This is a genomic window from Micromonospora sp. DH14 (assembly GCF_029809455.1).
Classification (GTDB): Bacteria; Actinomycetota; Actinomycetes; order Mycobacteriales; family Micromonosporaceae; genus Micromonospora; species Micromonospora parva.
On the sequence record NZ_JARVKT010000010.1, the window covers coordinates 61,592 to 77,174 of the forward strand.

Genomic DNA, 15,583 nt, shown 5'->3' on the forward strand with positions numbered 1-15,583 from the left:
ACTCCGTGGTCTGCTCAGCATGCTGCTCGCGGTCGCCCTCGCCAGCACCCTCACCGCCCTCGTTCGCCCCGCGCCGGCCGCCGCCGCCGCCGCCAACCTCATCCTCAACGGCACGTTCGACAGCGGCAGCACCCAGCCCTGGTGGACCCGGCTCGCCTCGACCAGCACCACGGTCAGCGCCGGTCAACTGCGCGTCCGCACCAGCTCGACGGTCGGCAAGCCGGCCTGGGAAGACCTGGTCGGTCACTTCGAGTTCGGGGTGACGGCCGCGCAGCCGTACCGGTTGCAGTTCGACGCCTCCGCCGACGTCAACCGTTCCGTGCGCGTCTCGGTCTCCCGGGTGGACACGCCCTTCACCTCGGCCGTCGACCAGAGCGTCGCGCTGACGCCCACGACGCGTCGGTTCACCTTTGACTTCGCGTCCCCGTTCGATGACCCGAAGGCGGTGCTGCTGTTCCACTTCGGGGGTCAGGCCGCCTCGACGGTCCGGTTGGACAACATCTCGCTGACCCCGCTGGCCGTGGACCCGGCCACCGACCCGATCCTGTACTGGAACGGTGTCCTGCTGGCCACCTACCGGGCGCTGGACCTGCCACCCACAACCTCGTCGCGGGAGGCGGCCATCCTGCACGCGGCGATGCACGACGCCGCCGTCTCGGTCACCGGAGTGGGCAACCCCTATCGGGTACGGGTGCCGGTCAGTTACCCGGGCACCATGGACAACGTCGTGGCACCGTCCCTGCACGCGGCCATCGACCGTGCCGCGTACGACGTGCTGACCGCCCTCTACGGCGGGCAGGGCCAGTCCTACTCGCAGGCTCTCGCCGGCGCTGTCGCCCTGCGGCCGTCCGGGGTGAACGCCGCCGAGGTTGCCCGGGTGACACCGTCGGCGCGGCGGCGGCCGCCGCCAACCTTCAGGCCCGTGCCAACGACGGCTTCGACAACGACACGGCGTACCCGGTGCAGGACGTCCGCGACTACGGCGGTCGGACGTCGGCACGACGGACCGCTGACCAGACGCAGATCGCGTTCTTCTGGGCCAACGACCTGGGCGGCACGTACAAGCCGCCGGGCCAACTCTTCGCGCACACCCGGATCGTGGCGGAGCAGCGCAAGCTCGGCATCCTGGCCAACGCCCGGCTCTTCGCGAACCGCCTGCGCCCGTGATTCGTCAGTCGGTGTAGTTCAGTCGGGCTGCTCCCCGTCCGGATCACGGCAACGGGGTGCAGTCCCAGTGCTCGAAGCTGGTGGTACGCGACCACACGTCCCGTGCGGCCCGGACGTTCCACACCGGGTCCAGTGCGGTCCGACGGTCGACGCCGAGGCGGGACAACTCCACGTCGCTGAACTGGAACACCCCCCAGTGCCGTGACCCGTCCGCGGCGATCTCCACCCGGTACGGGTCGAGCCCGGACAGGCACCGCGCCACCTGCACCGCTGCCATCGGATCCTCCGGGAAAGCCTTCCGCACGTACGTTCCGACCCGCTCCTCCGGCCACCTGGCCGCCACCAGATCGCCCGACAGTTCGTCCAGCATCCTGCCGTCCGCGGTGCCGCTGACCGGCAGGCCACCCAGTACCTGGAAGGCGATCAGCCGGCTGGTGGTGTCCGGGCCGAACCAGCCGTCCACCGGCACGAACAGTCCGCCCGCCACCAGCCGTTCCTGAAGGCTCTGCACGCACGGGCCGTACATTCCCTGGCGCAGGACGACCGGGCAGTCGTCGGCCGGCGCGTCGTCCGTCGTGGGGGTGGCGCGCGGCAGCAGCGTCCCGGCCGCGCCGACCGTCAGCACGGCGAGCAGCGCGACCGCCGCCAGCCGGAGGCGTCGGCGCGCCGACCGGGGCACGTCGGGTGACACCAACTCCGGTGGGACCGGTCCGGCAGGCGGGGCCTGGTCCGCCGGCGGGGTCGGGTCTGCCGGCGGGGCCGTGGTGGTCGCCGTCCCCTGAACCGCCACACGGTCCCGCTCGCTGAGGTGGGCCTCGATGTCACGCCGCACCGTCAACCACCGCTCGACCTCGCCGACCGTCGTACCGCAGGCCGCCAGCAACGCCACGACGGTACGTTCCCGGGGCAGGGTGCTCCGCCCCAGCATCGTGGCCAGCGTGCTCGCTGGAAGCCAGTGTCCGCTGGCCGAGGCCCGGCGGGAGATCTCCCGGTAGGTCAGGCCGGAGCGCCGACGGACGTCTCGGAGCAACGCGACGTACTCCCCCGCAGTGGTCGCCTGCGGCGCCAGATCCAGGGCAGCGTCATCCATCGAATCCCCCAGTTCGTTGGTGTCGTCAGGTCCGGACCGGTGCCGGTCCGAACCCGTGGGCCGTACGCCGTCAGCGGCGCGGCCATCGAGGGAGACGCTAGGGAACGCCGTTGGCCGGAACAATGGCCTGACCGCCTCGGCGCGCTGTCCGCGCAGTTCAGGGCCACCTGTCCGGGTTTTGTCCGACCATCTCGGACAGTCGCTGGACCCCGCCTTGCCCCCACGGCTGTACGGTCAGGAGAATCGGGCGATGTCCACGGGGGAACGACGACCGGACGAGGCGGCCGACCCGGCCGAGTTCGTCGACCTGCTACGCCAACTCAAGGACCGGTCCCGGCTCACGTACCGCCAGTTGGAGCAACGCGCGGCGGCGGCCGGTGACGTGCTGGCCCGCAGCACCGCGGCGGACGTCGTCCGTCGGAACACGCTGCCGCGACCCGAGGTGGTGGCCGCCTTCGTCCGGGCCTGCGGTGCCGGCGACGAGGTCGAGGTGTGGCTGCGGGCGCGGCACCGCCTCGCGGTGGGCGCCTACGCACCGGAGTCGCCCACGCCCGACCCACCGTCCACGGACCGCACCGCTCCCGACCACCCGTCGCCCGAGACCACCGTGCCGGGAGTGGTGGACGGGAGCGCGACCCGTTCGCGGTGGCTCACGCAACCCCTGCCGCTGGCGCTGTCTCTCGTCGGCACCCTGCTGGTCGCGCTCGGCATTGGTGTCTGGATCCAGCGGCCCGACGACAAGCAGCGAACGACGCCGCTCGGCGAGTCGACCACTTCGGCGAGCGCCAGCCCGACGTCCACACCGGACGGTAGTGCCGGTCAGCCGGCCACACCGGACGGCAGTGCCGGCGCCACGCTCGCGCCGAGCGCGCGGCTGAGCCAGATCCGGCCCGCCCGAAGTCCGCAGTTCTGTGTCACCGAGGGGCGGGATCGCACCGGCCGGTACCCGCACGAGGTGGCGGTTCAGCGTCCCTGCGCGGAGGCCACCCCACCGGACACCTACCTGGAGCCCGTGTCGGACGGGGTGTACTTCATCAAGTGGAACCACCCGGCGCACGGGGTTGGGTGCCTCAGCGTCCGGGACGAGGATCCCGGGCGGAACATGCTCGAACCCGTGAACGACTGCTCCACCACCTCGTCCCGGCTGTTCCGGTTCGAGTCGACCGGATCGACGCCGACCGCGTACCGGATCCGGCCGGCCGACGTCGACCTGTGCGTCGGCCTGCGCGACGACGACACCGAGGTCTCGGCCGAGGCGCTGGCCGAGCCGTGCACCGACGGCGCGGACCAGGTGTTCCTGGTCGACACACTGCCGGGCCGCTGAGTCGAGGGCCGCTCAGCGGGCCGGGGGTACCCGGTCCCAACCGGCCGGCAGCGGCGGCGCGGACCAGGCCGGGTCGGGCTGCCATGTCGCCCACGCCAGGTCCCACCACCGCTCACCGGCGTCGAGCAGCGCGGCGATCCGATCGCCCTCGGCCTGGATCTCGTCACCCATGCCCGGGTAGCGCCCCTCGACGAGGCGCTGGGCGAACAACTCCACGTCCTTCCAGACGTACCGGTCGGCGTCCGCACCCCACCACAGGTCCAGCTCGTGGTCCAGGGTGTCCACCCCGATCGGGGTACGCCGCACCGGGTCCTGGAGGTTGAAGTACCAGCCGGCGAAGTCGCGACCCGGCCCCGTCCAGAACACGTCGATCGAGTGCGCCTCACCGGGGCGTTGCAGCATCAACTTTCCGTGCCCCGACCAGGAGCGGTGCCCGGCGGTCTCCCACGGGTGCCTCCCGCACGGGAAGACGCCGGCCGCCGGGAAGCCGAACTCGGCGCCCGGCTGAAGGTAGAGCGCGAGCAGGTCGGGCGAGTCCTCGACACAGATCGTCGGGCAGGCGAACCACACCTCGCCGCGCAGCACCTCACGCCGCACCACTGTGTCGCCGGGCGCGAACCGGTCCGTCACCACTTCCACCTCCGCACTCTTTCCACCGAGGGCTCGGTGACGTCAGGACCGACACGATGTCACGGCGTCCACCCTGCCCTACTTCTCGGTGATCAGCGCGCGGTGCCGATCACCTTCGCCAGGTTGACGAAGCTCTGCCACGATGCCTGCCCGAAGGTCAGCGATCCGCCGTCCGGGTCCTTGCTGTCCCGAACGGCGACTATGCCGGGGAGGTTGTCGGCGACCTCCACACAGTTGCCCTGTGCCCCGCTCCGGGTGCTCTTGCGCCAACGAGCGCTGGTCAGATCAAACATGGTGCCTCTCCTTGATCCCCTGCATCAGCTTCCGGGATTCCTCAACGCTCAACGCTTGGGCGGTGAGGGCGTTCCAAACTTCCGCGTACGCTCTGACCTCTTCGAACCGGTCGAGGTAGAGCGCACCCGAAAGACCTTCGTTGTAGACCGTCGTCGGCTCAGCAGACCTCGCCTCGGTCGTCGGGAAATCAAGGATGACGAACCCGCCAGACACCACTACTTGCGTGATCGCGCCCCTGAGGGGAAGGACCCGCACGCAGACGTTGGACGCGTCACTGGCCCGCACAAGCTTGTCTATCTGCGCCGACATGCCCGGCACGTCCTTGTGCAGTAGAGCTTCCTCGATGATCACGTCCAGCGCGGGAGCGGCAGGTCGCTTTCGGGTTAGCAGCCGCTGACGCTCGATGCGCAGCTCAACTAGCTTTGCCGCTTCGTCGTCGGTGACGGCCGGACGCGTACGAACCACCTGATCGGCATATTCGGGGGTCTGCAACAGCCCTGGCACAACAGCGTGTTCATAGCTACGGATACGGCTGGCCGCCGACTCAAGGCCGACGTACAGCTCGAACCAACGCGGGATCACCTCGCCGTAGGCGTGGTACCAACCCTTGCTCTTTGATTCCTTGGCGAGGCTGACGAGGACTTCCGTCATGCCTGGAGTAGCCCTGTAGAGCCGGCACATCTGATCAACGTCCAGGGCACGGATGGGAGTTTGCCCCGACTCGATGCGGTACATCTTGGCGCGCGACCACTCAAGGTCGGAGGCCGCTGCCTCAAGACCGATGCCGGCTTGCTCCCGGGTCTGCCGCAGCAGCCGGCCAAGCTCCCGCCTCGGCACCGTCGATCCCGCGTCACCCATCGGCACCATCCTCCCTGTCTCATCCTGAGCCGTCATCCGACCTGCTTTGAGACGGCGCATGCATCATGACTCGTAAAGCTTGTCTCTTCGTGAATGTCTCACGCGGAGTGTTGCACACTCCATCGACTTTCCCGGATCGTGGCTGTCAGCGACGGCAGCAACACGGGAGGTATGACATGGGAAGATGGAAGTGGTTCCAACGGCAGAACGACCCCATCGACGTGGTCGAACAACCTGTGTACGGGCACCGGGCTGGCGCATACGGCTACGGTCCGCCCTCACCCTCAGTTGAACCGGCCCATCTGTGGAACGCACCCACGACCGCCCTGTGGGAGCGGCCCTTACTCACCCGGGCCGGGGAACACCGGACGAGGCGGATGCGGCGGAACACGCGGTGAGCGATGGCCTTTCCGCTGCCCTACCCGCACGTTGGCCCCTGGTGGCTGTTGGTGACGTCTTGACCATCAGCCCGGCCGACTACTGCTTTGGAAGTGATCGGCTCCACTTTCGGGTCACTCACGTCCCGAGAAACGCCGACCTGCTGGCCCTTGAGTGGGTGCAACTCCACGGCGTGGAGCTGTGGCCGGACGGCAGGGCGTTCCAAGAACGCGCGGTATTAATCCGGGTGCAGGCTCTCCGGGACAACCCGCCAGCCCGGCTTGAGCCGGATGCCGTGGACCTCGGAACGGTTGCCGGTGCCTGACCTCAAAGCGGGCGAGGTTGTTTACGTCACCCGAGCCGCGTCGATCCAGTTCATGCGGCCCATCACCTTCCGCGTCATCAAAATGCTCGACTGGCCCACCTACGACGGATGGGCCTGGCTGGACGGCTACGAAGTGAACCGCAGGGGCGACGCTGTCGCCCGCCGAACCATCTTCGTGCAGCCGGCCGAGCTACGAAGACTGTCAGCCGGCCTGGCGAGGCGGGCGAGGGCGCCGCCCTCGCCCACACCTAGACTGGGTCGCGCCGGCTGAGCTGCTCTGACGTGCGGGAAATGGAGTCGATACATGCAGGTGACCGAAGCCTTAGACGCGATCGCGGCACTTATCAGTGCCAGCGAGCACCCCGACATCACGGCGGTAACGCGCTACGGCGGGGACATCAGCCCGGGTGGGCAGTCCCCCCCCGGTGTCAAGGTCATGTATCGATCTGGCTCGTCCGCCCTGTTGTGGGCTGCCGAGGAGCCACGCCCCGTTCCGGCTCCGAAGCCGCTCCCGGCGGAGATGCCCCCGCCTACGCAGCGGGCAAGCCGAATGCTCGCGTTCGCCACACAACTGCTCGACTACGCGCGCCTACCCATCTTCACGACGTGGGAGACGTGCGCGTACCCCGGCGTTCACCTGTCGCCGTCCACGCTGCGGATCACCTGCGCAGATGGCACGAAGGTCTACCTCCGTGTGACAGTGGCATCCGGCCCCGGCCGTGAACCGGAGGCGGATCCTCACCCGGATTACCGAATCCCCGAAGGAGTCCGCGAATGGCCCCTCAGAGTCAGTGTTCCGTCTGCGGCGCGCGAGTAGGCGTCGCGCCTGGCAAGAACTGTCCGCCGCACCAGGCGATGGGCAGCAGGGGCACGTGCCCCGGGTCGGGACAGCCGACCTCCTGACTGAACCACAAAACGGAGGGGGCCCGGTGAAGGCCCCCTCCGTTACGGCTTTCTGACCTCGCGTTGAAGGTGTTCAGCGCCCTCAGGCGTCGACGGCCGCCATCACGTCGTCGCTGACGTCGAAGTTCGCGTAGACGTTCTGCACGTCGTCGCAGTCTTCCAGCACGTCGATCAGCTTGAAGACCTTGCGCGCGCCCTCCTCGTCCAGCGGAATGTTCATGCTGGGGATGAGGGAGGACTCGGCCGACTCGTACTCGATGCCGGCGTCCTGCAGGGCGGTGCGGACCGCGATCAGGTCGGTCGGCTCGGAGACCACCTCGTACGCCTCGCCGATGTCGTTGACCTCTTCGGCGCCGGCGTCCAGGACAGCGAGCATCACGTCGTCCTCGGTGGTGCCCTCCTTGGGGACGATCACCACGCCCTTGCGGGAGAACATGTACGACACCGAGCCGGCGTCGGCGAGCGAGCCGCCGTTGCGGGTCAGCGCGGTCCGCACCTCGGTGGCCGCCCGGTTGCGGTTGTCGGTGAGGCACTCGATGAGCATGGCCACGCCGTTCGGGCCGTACCCCTCATACATGATCGTCTGCCAGTCGGCGCCGCCGGCCTCCAGGCCGGAGCCGCGCTTGACGGCGCGATCGATGTTGTCGTTCGGCACCGAACTCTTCTTCGCCTTCTGGATGGCGTCGAAGAGCGTCGGGTTACCCGAGGGGTCACCGCCGCCGGTGCGCGCGGCCACCTCGACGTTCTTGATCAGCTTGGCGAACATCTTGCCGCGCTTGGCGTCGATGACGGCCTTCTTGTGCTTGGTCGTCGCCCACTTTGAGTGGCCGGACATCTTCTACCTCCGTCTGTCATTGCACGCCTGCGTCGACTGCCGCACCGATTCCGCGCCGCATCCGGCGATCCGGCGGCCGATCGGCCCCGCGGGAAGTGCCCGCGCCGGGCGACGGCCCTGCCGAACCGCGGCAATCTTACCGAGGCCACACCCGGGCGTGTCACATCCGGCACCCGCCGGGGTGCCGCCGGTGACCCTCTGGACAACCACCCGGGGCCGGAGAACATGCCCCGCCGGCCTGATGGCGACCCGCCCGACCGCTCACGCGGCCCGCACCAGGTCCACGAAGTACGCGTGCACCCGCGGGTCACCGGTCAACTCCGGGTGGAACGAGGTGGCCAGCAGGTTGCCCTGCCGGACCGCCACGATCCGGTCGGCGGCCGGGCCACCGGTCACCGTGCCGATCACCTCGACACCGGCACCGACCCGTTCGACCCAGGGCGCCCGGATGAAGACCGCGTGGAACGGCTCCCCCGGCACCCCGGTGATCTCCACCGGGGCCTCGAACGAGTCGACCTGCCGACCGAACGCGTTGCGCCGCACGGTCATGTCGATGCCGGCGAAGCCACGCTGGTCGGGTCGGCCGTCCAGCACGGCCGTGGCCAGCATGATCATGCCGGCGCAGGAACCGTAGACCGGCATGCCGTCGGCGATCCGCTTGTCGATCGGCTCGCGCAGCTCGAAGATGTCGACGAGCTTGCTGATGGTCGTGGACTCCCCGCCGGGGATGACCAGGCCGTCGACCGCGTCCAACTCACCCGGACGACGGACCGGGCGGGCGTCCGCGCCTGCCCCGGTCAGCGCCGCCAGGTGCTCCCGGACGTCCCCCTGAAGGGCGAGGACACCGATCACGGGTACGGTCATCCGTCGGTCACCAGCCCCGCTCGGCCAGGCGGTGCGGCTGTGGGATCTCGTCGACGTTGATGCCGACCATGGCCTCGCCGAGCCCGCGGGAGACCTTGGCCAGCACGTCCGGGTCGTCGTGGAAGGTGGTCGCCTTGACGATCGCGGCGGCCCGCTGGGCCGGGTTGCCGGCCTTGAAGATGCCGGAACCGACGAAGACGCCCTCCGCGCCGAGCTGCATCATCATCGCCGCGTCGGCCGGAGTGGCGATCCCGCCCGCGGTGAACAGCACCACCGGCAGCTTGCCGCTCTCGGCGACCTCCTTGACCAGCTCGTACGGGGCCTGCAGCTCCTTGGCCGCGACGTACAGCTCGTCGGCCGGCAGCGAGGAGAGCCGGCGGATCTCCTGGCGGATCTTGCGCATGTGGGTGGTGGCGTTGGAGACGTCACCGGTGCCCGCCTCGCCCTTGGAACGGATCATGGCCGCACCCTCGGTGATCCGGCGCAGCGCCTCGCCCAGGTTCGTCGCGCCACAGACGAAGGGCACCGTGAACGCCCACTTGTCGATGTGGTTCGCGTAGTCGGCCGGGGTCAGCACCTCGGACTCGTCGACGTAGTCCACACCCAGCGACTGGAGGATCTGCGCCTCCACGAAGTGACCGATGCGGGCCTTGGCCATCACCGGGATGGAGACCGCCTCGATGATCCCGTCGATCATGTCGGGGTCGCTCATCCGGGACACCCCGCCCTGCGCGCGGATGTCGGCGGGCACCCGCTCCAGGGCCATCACGGCCACGGCACCGGCGTCCTCAGCGATCTTGGCCTGCTCGGCGTTGACGACGTCCATGATCACGCCGCCCTTGAGCATCTCGGCCATGCCGCGCTTCACGCGGGCGGTGCCGACGACGGGGGCGGTACCGGTGTTCGAGGCGGTGTTTTCGGGCACGGGTCATCGCTCCTTGGACCTGCGGTGGGGTGGCAGCGAAAATGCTACGCGGGGTGCAACGCCGGACCGACAGCCAATCAGACCCCCGGTGGCCTGCACTGTGGCAGTGGTCACCGGGCCGCCCGCGCCCGTCGGGGAGCGGCCGGCGCCCGTCGGGATCAGGCGGCGGGGACGTCCGCCGGGACGACGAGGGTCGGGTCGTCGATGTCGAAGTAGCGCGGCCACTGCCGGCCCCGCCCCATCCGCAACAGGCGCACCAGCGGCCGGCTGCGCGCCGAGCGGGCGTCGCGGACCAGGTCGGTGTGCACCTGCCGGGACAACGCGAGCCGACGACTCGCCGCGATGACGGCCGCGCAGTCCGGATCTCCCGCGTCCAACTGGACGGAGCGCAGCTGCCGGGTGAGGTCGTTCTCCGCCGCCTCCCGCTCGTCCGGGCCGGCGTCCAGGGCGATCCGTGCCGCCGCGTACAGCTCGACGCCGAAACGCCTCTCCGCCAGGACCGCGGCGGCCGCCGCGCGGCGCAGCAGGTGGGCGTCGAGGGCCCGGGCCGCCAGCTCCGCGCGGCCCTGCAGCCGCTCGACCCGGCCGGCGGTCCAGATGAGGTACGCCGCGATCAGCCCCACGACCACGCTCGCGGCCACCACCCACCACATGTGCGGCATCGTAGTGCTGCTCCGTTTCGTCCGATTGGGCGCGGGCGGACCGGTCCCGCCGGTCACCGCCGCACCATCCGTCACACCCGGCTCAGCCCAGCCCCACCCACTCCTGGTCGATGACCCGCCCGTCGGTTGCCTCGATCGCCGCTGCGTATACCTCCAGAACGCGCCGAGCAACCACCGGCCAGTCGAAATTCGCCACCACCTGATCGCCACAGGCACTCAGCGTGGCCCGCGCGTCCGGATCGTCCAGCAGCTCACTGAGCACGTCACGCAACCCCATCGGGTCACCAGTGGGGAAGAGCCGACCGGCCCGCCCACCGTCGAGCACCCGCCGGAACGCGTCGAGGTCACTGGCGACCACGGTCGTGCCCGCGGCGAGGGCCTCGGTGAGGATCATGCCGAACGACTCACCGCCGGTGTTCGGTGCGACGTAGAGGTGCGCACTGCGCAGCATGCGCGCCTTGTCCGCTTCGCTGACCAGACCGAGGAACGTGATCCGCTCGTGCAGGTCGGCGGGGAACTGGTCGTACAGGTCGTCGGGGTCACCGGGACCGGCGACGAGCAACCGCAGACCGGGCCGGGTGGCGGCCAACGCCACGAACGCGTCGCGCAGCACCGGGAAGCCCTTGCGGGCCTCGGTGAACCGGCCCAGGAAGCCGAGCGTGCCCCCGGTGCCGGCCGCGCACTCCCCCGGCCAGCCCGGCAAGGGCTCGGCGTCGGCGAACTTGGCCACCGCCACCCCGTTGGGAATCTCCACCGCGCCGCCGTCCATGTGCTCGACCTGCACCTTGCGGGCCAGCGCGCTCACCGCGATCCGGGCCGTGATCCGCTCCAACACGATCTGGAGCACGCCCTGCGCGGCGGCGAGCACCCGGGAACGGGTCATCGCGGTGTGGAACGTGGCCACCACCGGGCCACGGGCGGAGAGCACGGCCAGCAGCGACAGGCTCAGCGTGAGCGGCTCGTGCACGTGCAGCACGTCGAAGTCACCGTTGGTGATCCACCGCCGCACCCGGGCGGTCGACACCGGGCCGAACGCGATCCGGGCCACCGAACCGTTGTACGGCAGCGGAACGGCACGCCCGGCGGACACCACGTACTCCGGCACCGGCGAATCGTCGTCAGCCGGCGCGAGCACGCTGACCTCGTGGCCCAGCGCGATCAGCGCCTCGGCGAGGTCCATGACGTGGTTCTGCACCCCACCGGGCACGTCGAAGGAGTACGGGCACACGATGCCGATCCGCATGCGTCAGCCCACCTCCTCAGGCCTGGTCGGAGGCCGACGAGGGCAGCGCCGCGCCCTCCCCCGACCTTCCCTGGTCCAGCCACATCCGCTGCAACATGTGCCAGTCTTCCGGATGCCGGGCGATACCCGCCGCCAGACGGTCAGCGATCAACTGGGTCAGCGACCGGACCCGCTGGTCCAGGGGACCCACCTCGGGCCCGGGCACCGGCAGCGGGCCATCCAGCGACGCACACGCGGCGTCCGGTTCGTACCACATCGAGGCCACGTAGAGCGGCGCGCCGGTGTGCAGCGCGAGCAGCGCCGGCCCGGCGGGCATCCGGGTCTTCCCGCCGAAGAAGTCCACCTCCACCCCCCGGGCGGAAAGGTCCCGGTCGGCCAGCAACGGCACCACCGCACCGGCGCGGAGCCGGTCCAGCAGCACGTCGAAGGCCGGGCGCGGCCCGCCGTGGGTCGGCAGGATCTCCATCCCGAGGACCTCTCGGAAGGCCAGGAAACGCTTGTACACGCCCTCCGGCTTGAGCCGCTCCATGACCGTGGTGAGCGGCCAACCGGTGGCCGCCACCCAGGCGCCGGCGGCATCCCAGTTGCCGGCGTGCGGCAGCGCCACCACCGCGCCCCGGCCGGCCGCCACGTCGGCGGCGAGCAGCTCCGCGCCGTCCAGCCGGAAGGTGGACAGGATCTGCGACCGGCTCAGGCTGGGCAGCCGGAACGCCTCCATCCAGTACCTGGCGTACGAGCGCAGCCCGCGCTTGACGAGGTCGTCCAGCTCGGCGTCGGACAGCTCCGGGCCGACCACCCGGCGCAGGTTCGCGCGCAGTCGGGCCGTACCCCCGCCGCCGGCGCGGTGGGCGCGGTCCGCGCCCGCCCGGAACGCCGCCGCCACCAACGGCCGGGGTAGCGCGCGGATCACCCGCCAACCGGCGATGTAGCCCAGCTCGGTGAGGTTCACGCGACTCGGCCGCCGGTCTTTCGACGGCGGGTCACCGGCAGGCCACTCACGCCTGACCATCCGGCTGGAGCTGCTGGGCCTGGCGGTAGACGTGCGTCATCCGCTGACCCACCGTGAAGATCGACACGGCGGCGAGCAGCCAGAGCGCGATCTCCAGCGCCGGCTTCACGTTCAGGCCGGTGAGGATCCCGCCGACGCCGACGATCAGCAGCCGCTCGGTGCGTTCGGCGATGCCCACGTTGCAGGTCATGCCGAGCCCTTCGGCGCGGGCCTTCACGTAGGAGACCAGGCTGCCGGCGGCCAGGCAGACCAACGCGGCGGCCACCCCGGAGTAGTTGCCCTGCGTGGCCAGCCAGTACGCGACAGCGCCGAAGACGGCGCTGTCGGCGACCCGGTCCATGCTTGAGTCGAGGAACGCGCCGAACCGGGTGGAGCCACCGCTCATCCGGGCCATCGTCCCGTCGAGCAGGTCGGTGAGCGCGAACAGGGTGACGATCAACGCGCCCGCGACCAGATGGCCGCGAGCACCGAAGCCGAGCGCGCCGACGAGCACACCAACGGTGCCCGCGACGGTGACGGCATTGGGGGTGACGCCCGCGCGCAGCAGGGCGCGGGCAATCGGCTCGACGACGCGGGTCATCCCCGCGCGGGCCGACACTTGGAAGATCTTCGCCATGGCGGTCCCCACGATAACGGTCCGCCCAGCTCCGCCGATACGGACGGTACCGCCGACGCGCCCGGGGGAGGCTTGTGCCTGTCCGACAACGGGTGTGAGATCGAGCCGGGAGGTGAGCCAGCTCACCCGTCCGCCCGTTGAGTTCCCGCTGTGCAGCAGACCACCGGAGGATATCGCCGCGCACTCGCCCCGGGCCGCTTCCCGTCGCGCGGCGGTCGCCACCACCACCGGCTGAGGGAGGTGCGCCCCATGGCGCAGAAGAGTCACGACAAGGGTTCCACCGGCGGCACGCCGGTGGTGACCGAGCCCGAGCGGATTCGCAACGTGGTGCTCGTCGGCCACTCCGGGGCGGGCAAGACCACCCTGGTCGAGGCGCTGCTCGCGGCGACCGGCACGATCGGTCGCGCCGGCACCGTGGTCGACGGCACCACTGTCGGCGACCACGACCCCGCGGCCGTACGCCAGCAACGCTCGGTCAGCCTGTCCTGCGCGCCGCTGCTGCACAACGGCATCAAGGTCAACCTGCTGGACACCCCCGGGTACGCCGACTTCGTCGGTGAGCTGCGCGCCGGGCTGCGGGCCGCCGACGCCGCGCTGTTCGTGGTCTCCGCCGCGGGCGGCATGGACGCGGCCACCGTCGCGCTGTGGGAGGAGTGCGCCGCCGTCGACATGCCCCGGGCTGTCGCGGTGGCCCGACTGGACCAGCCCCGCGCCGACGTCGACGAGACGGTGGCGCTCTGCCAGCGCCTCTTCGGCGACAACGTGATGCCGCTCTACCTGCCGATGCTCGGCGACGACGGGGTGTCCACCGAAGGTCTGCTCGGCCTGATCACCCGCCGGGTCTTCGACTACAGCGCCGGGCTGCCCGCCGACGTCCGCGACCCGGACCCGGAGCACCAGCGGGCCATCGACGAGTCCCGCGACGAGCTGATCGAGGGGATCATCGCCGAGAGCGAGGACGAGACCCTGATGGACCGCTACCTCGACGGCGAGGAGATCAGCGACGAGGTGCTCATCGACGACCTGGAGAAGGCCGTCGCCCGGGGCCACTTCTACCCGGTGGTGCCGGTCTGCGCCCAGACCGGTGTCGGGCTGGACGTGCTGCTGGAGGTGCTGACCGCCGCGTTCCCCTCCCCGCTGGAGCACGAGCTGCCGGCGGTGACCGGCGTGGACGGCTCACCGCGTCCGCCGCTGAGCTGCGATCCGGCCGGGCCACTCGTCGCCGAGGTCGTCAAGACCACCGTCGACCGCCACGTCGGTCGGGTCTCGCTGGTCCGGGTCTTCTCCGGCACGCTGCGCCCCGACCAGACGGTGCACGTCTCCGGGCACGGCCTGGCCGAACGCGGGCACCCCGACCACGACGCCGACGAGCGGGTCGGGCACATCTACACCCCGCTGGGCGCCACCCTGCGGGAGGTGTCGCTCTGCGTGGCCGGTGACATCTGCGCGATCACCAAGTCGGGCAGCGCCGAGACCGGCGACACCATCTCGACCAGGGACGAGCCGCTGCTGATCGCCCCCTGGGAGATGCCGGAGCCGCTGCTGCCGGTGGCGATCGTCGCCCGCAGCCGCGCCGACGAGGACGCCCTGGCCCGCAACCTCGCCCGCCTGGTCGCCGGTGACCCCACCCTGCGGCTGGAGCGCAACCCGGAGACCCACCAGCTGGTGCTCTGGTGCATGGGCGAGGCGCACGCGGACGTGGTGCTCGACCGGCTGCGTGCCGGCGGCGTCGAGCTGGACACCGAGCCGGTCAAGGTGTCGCTGCGCGAGACGCTGACAGTGCCCGCGAAGGGGCACGGCCGCCACGTCAAGCAGTCCGGCGGCCACGGCCAGTACGCGGTCTGCGACATCGAGGTCGAGCCGCTGCCCCGCGGCAGTGGCTTCGAGTTCGTCGACCGGGTCGTCGGCGGCGCGGTGCCGCACAACTACATCCCGTCGGTGGAGAAGGGCGTCCGGGCCCAACTGGAGCGCGGGCTGGTCGCCGGCCACCCGGTGGTGGACCTGCGGGTGACACTGGTCGACGGCAAGGCCCACAGCGTCGACTCCTCCGACGCGGCCTTCCAGACCGCCGGCGCGCTGGCGCTGCGCGACGCCGCCGAGCGTGGTCAGCCGGCCCTGCTGGAGCCGATCGACGAGGTCAGCATCCGGGTTCCGGACGGCTCGGTGGGCACGGTGCTGGGCGACCTGTCCGGCCGGCGCGGCCGGGTGCTCGGCACCGAACCGGACCCGGACGCCGAGGGCCGCACCCTCGTCCGCGCCGAGGTGCCGGCCACCGAACTGCTCCGCTACGCCGTCGAACTGCGCTCCATGACGGCCGGCACCGGCACCTTCCGCCGGCACTTCGTCCGCCACGACCCCATGCCCACCCACCTGGCCGACCAGGCCCGCAAGGAACAACCCGCGTAACCCACCCTGTCCTGCCCCGCCCCGCCCCGCCCCGCCGATCTTGCGCTTTCGTCG

At 70.8% G+C, this 15,583-nt stretch carries 16 protein-coding genes; 4 read left to right on the forward strand and 12 right to left on the reverse strand.

Translation table 11 applies throughout. The annotated features are described in order from the left end of the window. Positions 1-243 precede the first annotated feature (243 nt). Positions 244-408: a hypothetical protein gene (locus tag QCZ28_RS15390; protein ID WP_279517298.1), complete on the reverse strand. Its 165-nt coding sequence runs from the start codon at positions 406-408 to the stop codon at positions 244-246. 552 nt (positions 409-960) lie between these two features. On the opposite strand from QCZ28_RS15390, the gene QCZ28_RS15395 reads away from it, so the two are divergent. Continuing rightward, positions 961-1,167 carry a hypothetical protein gene (locus QCZ28_RS15395; protein ID WP_279517299.1) on the forward strand — a complete coding sequence of 69 codons (207 nt, stop codon included), beginning with the start codon at positions 961-963 and terminating at the stop codon, positions 1,165-1,167. Between the two features lie 43 nt (positions 1,168-1,210). On the opposite strand, the gene QCZ28_RS15400 is transcribed toward QCZ28_RS15395, so the two are convergent. Continuing rightward, the gene (locus QCZ28_RS15400; protein ID WP_279517300.1) at positions 1,211-2,257 is read right to left on the reverse strand and encodes a peptidoglycan-binding protein; all 1,047 of its coding nucleotides are present in this window, start codon (positions 2,255-2,257) and stop codon (positions 1,211-1,213) included. A gap of 250 nt (positions 2,258-2,507) precedes the next feature. Between QCZ28_RS15400 and QCZ28_RS15405 the strand changes: the two genes are divergently transcribed. Further along, complete coding sequence (locus QCZ28_RS15405; RefSeq protein WP_279517301.1) at positions 2,508-3,581, forward strand: helix-turn-helix domain-containing protein; 1,074 nt, start codon at positions 2,508-2,510, stop codon at positions 3,579-3,581. Positions 3,582-3,593: 12 nt separating this feature from the next. Here QCZ28_RS15405 and QCZ28_RS15410 read toward each other — a convergent pair whose 3' ends face one another. From QCZ28_RS15410 to QCZ28_RS15420, 3 genes are all read right to left on the reverse strand, one after another. Beyond that, a complete protein-coding gene (locus tag QCZ28_RS15410; protein WP_279517302.1) occupies positions 3,594-4,211 on the reverse strand; it encodes a DUF402 domain-containing protein in 618 nt (205 codons plus the stop codon). Positions 4,212-4,303: 92 nt separating this feature from the next. Further along, complete coding sequence (locus tag QCZ28_RS15415) at positions 4,304-4,504, reverse strand: DUF397 domain-containing protein (RefSeq protein ID WP_279517303.1); 201 nt, start codon at positions 4,502-4,504, stop codon at positions 4,304-4,306. Further along, a complete protein-coding gene (locus tag QCZ28_RS15420; RefSeq protein ID WP_279517304.1) occupies positions 4,497-5,399 on the reverse strand; it encodes a helix-turn-helix transcriptional regulator in 903 nt (300 codons plus the stop codon). The genes QCZ28_RS15415 and QCZ28_RS15420 overlap by 8 nt, the downstream gene beginning before the upstream one ends. A 632-nt stretch (positions 5,400-6,031) precedes the next feature. On the opposite strand from QCZ28_RS15420, the gene QCZ28_RS15425 reads away from it, so the two are divergent. Then, positions 6,032-6,337 carry a hypothetical protein gene (locus QCZ28_RS15425; protein WP_279517305.1) on the forward strand — a complete coding sequence of 102 codons (306 nt, stop codon included), beginning with the start codon at positions 6,032-6,034 and terminating at the stop codon, positions 6,335-6,337. 714 nt (positions 6,338-7,051) lie between these two features. On the opposite strand, the gene QCZ28_RS15430 is transcribed toward QCZ28_RS15425, so the two are convergent. The 7 genes from QCZ28_RS15430 to pgsA all read right to left on the reverse strand — a co-directional run bounded on the left by QCZ28_RS15430 (position 7,052) and on the right by pgsA (position 13,123). Beyond that, complete coding sequence (locus QCZ28_RS15430) at positions 7,052-7,804, reverse strand: YebC/PmpR family DNA-binding transcriptional regulator (protein WP_279517306.1); 753 nt, start codon at positions 7,802-7,804, stop codon at positions 7,052-7,054. Between the two features lie 261 nt (positions 7,805-8,065). After that, on the reverse strand, positions 8,066-8,668 hold the full coding sequence (gene pdxT / locus QCZ28_RS15435; RefSeq protein ID WP_279517307.1) for a pyridoxal 5'-phosphate synthase glutaminase subunit PdxT: 603 nt from the start codon (positions 8,666-8,668) through the stop codon (positions 8,066-8,068). A gap of 7 nt (positions 8,669-8,675) precedes the next feature. Continuing rightward, a complete protein-coding gene (gene pdxS, locus QCZ28_RS15440; protein ID WP_279517308.1) occupies positions 8,676-9,593 on the reverse strand; it encodes a pyridoxal 5'-phosphate synthase lyase subunit PdxS in 918 nt (305 codons plus the stop codon). Positions 9,594-9,751: 158 nt separating this feature from the next. Beyond that, positions 9,752-10,255: a hypothetical protein gene (locus tag QCZ28_RS15445; RefSeq protein WP_279517309.1), complete on the reverse strand. Its 504-nt coding sequence runs from the start codon at positions 10,253-10,255 to the stop codon at positions 9,752-9,754. An 82-nt stretch (positions 10,256-10,337) separates the two neighbouring features. Next, complete coding sequence (locus QCZ28_RS15450; RefSeq protein WP_279517310.1) at positions 10,338-11,498, reverse strand: glycosyltransferase family 4 protein; 1,161 nt, start codon at positions 11,496-11,498, stop codon at positions 10,338-10,340. A gap of 16 nt (positions 11,499-11,514) precedes the next feature. After that, positions 11,515-12,447 (reverse strand): phosphatidylinositol mannoside acyltransferase, encoded by a 933-nt coding sequence (locus tag QCZ28_RS15455; protein WP_279517311.1) that lies wholly within the window; start codon positions 12,445-12,447, stop codon positions 11,515-11,517. A gap of 46 nt (positions 12,448-12,493) precedes the next feature. Next, the gene (gene pgsA, locus QCZ28_RS15460; RefSeq protein ID WP_030336879.1) at positions 12,494-13,123 is read right to left on the reverse strand and encodes a phosphatidylinositol phosphate synthase; all 630 of its coding nucleotides are present in this window, start codon (positions 13,121-13,123) and stop codon (positions 12,494-12,496) included. 249 nt (positions 13,124-13,372) lie between these two features. Here pgsA and QCZ28_RS15465 point away from each other — a divergent pair, with 249 nt between their 5' ends. Next, positions 13,373-15,529 (forward strand): elongation factor G-like protein EF-G2, encoded by a 2,157-nt coding sequence (locus QCZ28_RS15465; protein WP_279517312.1) that lies wholly within the window; start codon positions 13,373-13,375, stop codon positions 15,527-15,529. The last annotated feature ends 54 nt before the right edge of the window (positions 15,530-15,583 follow it).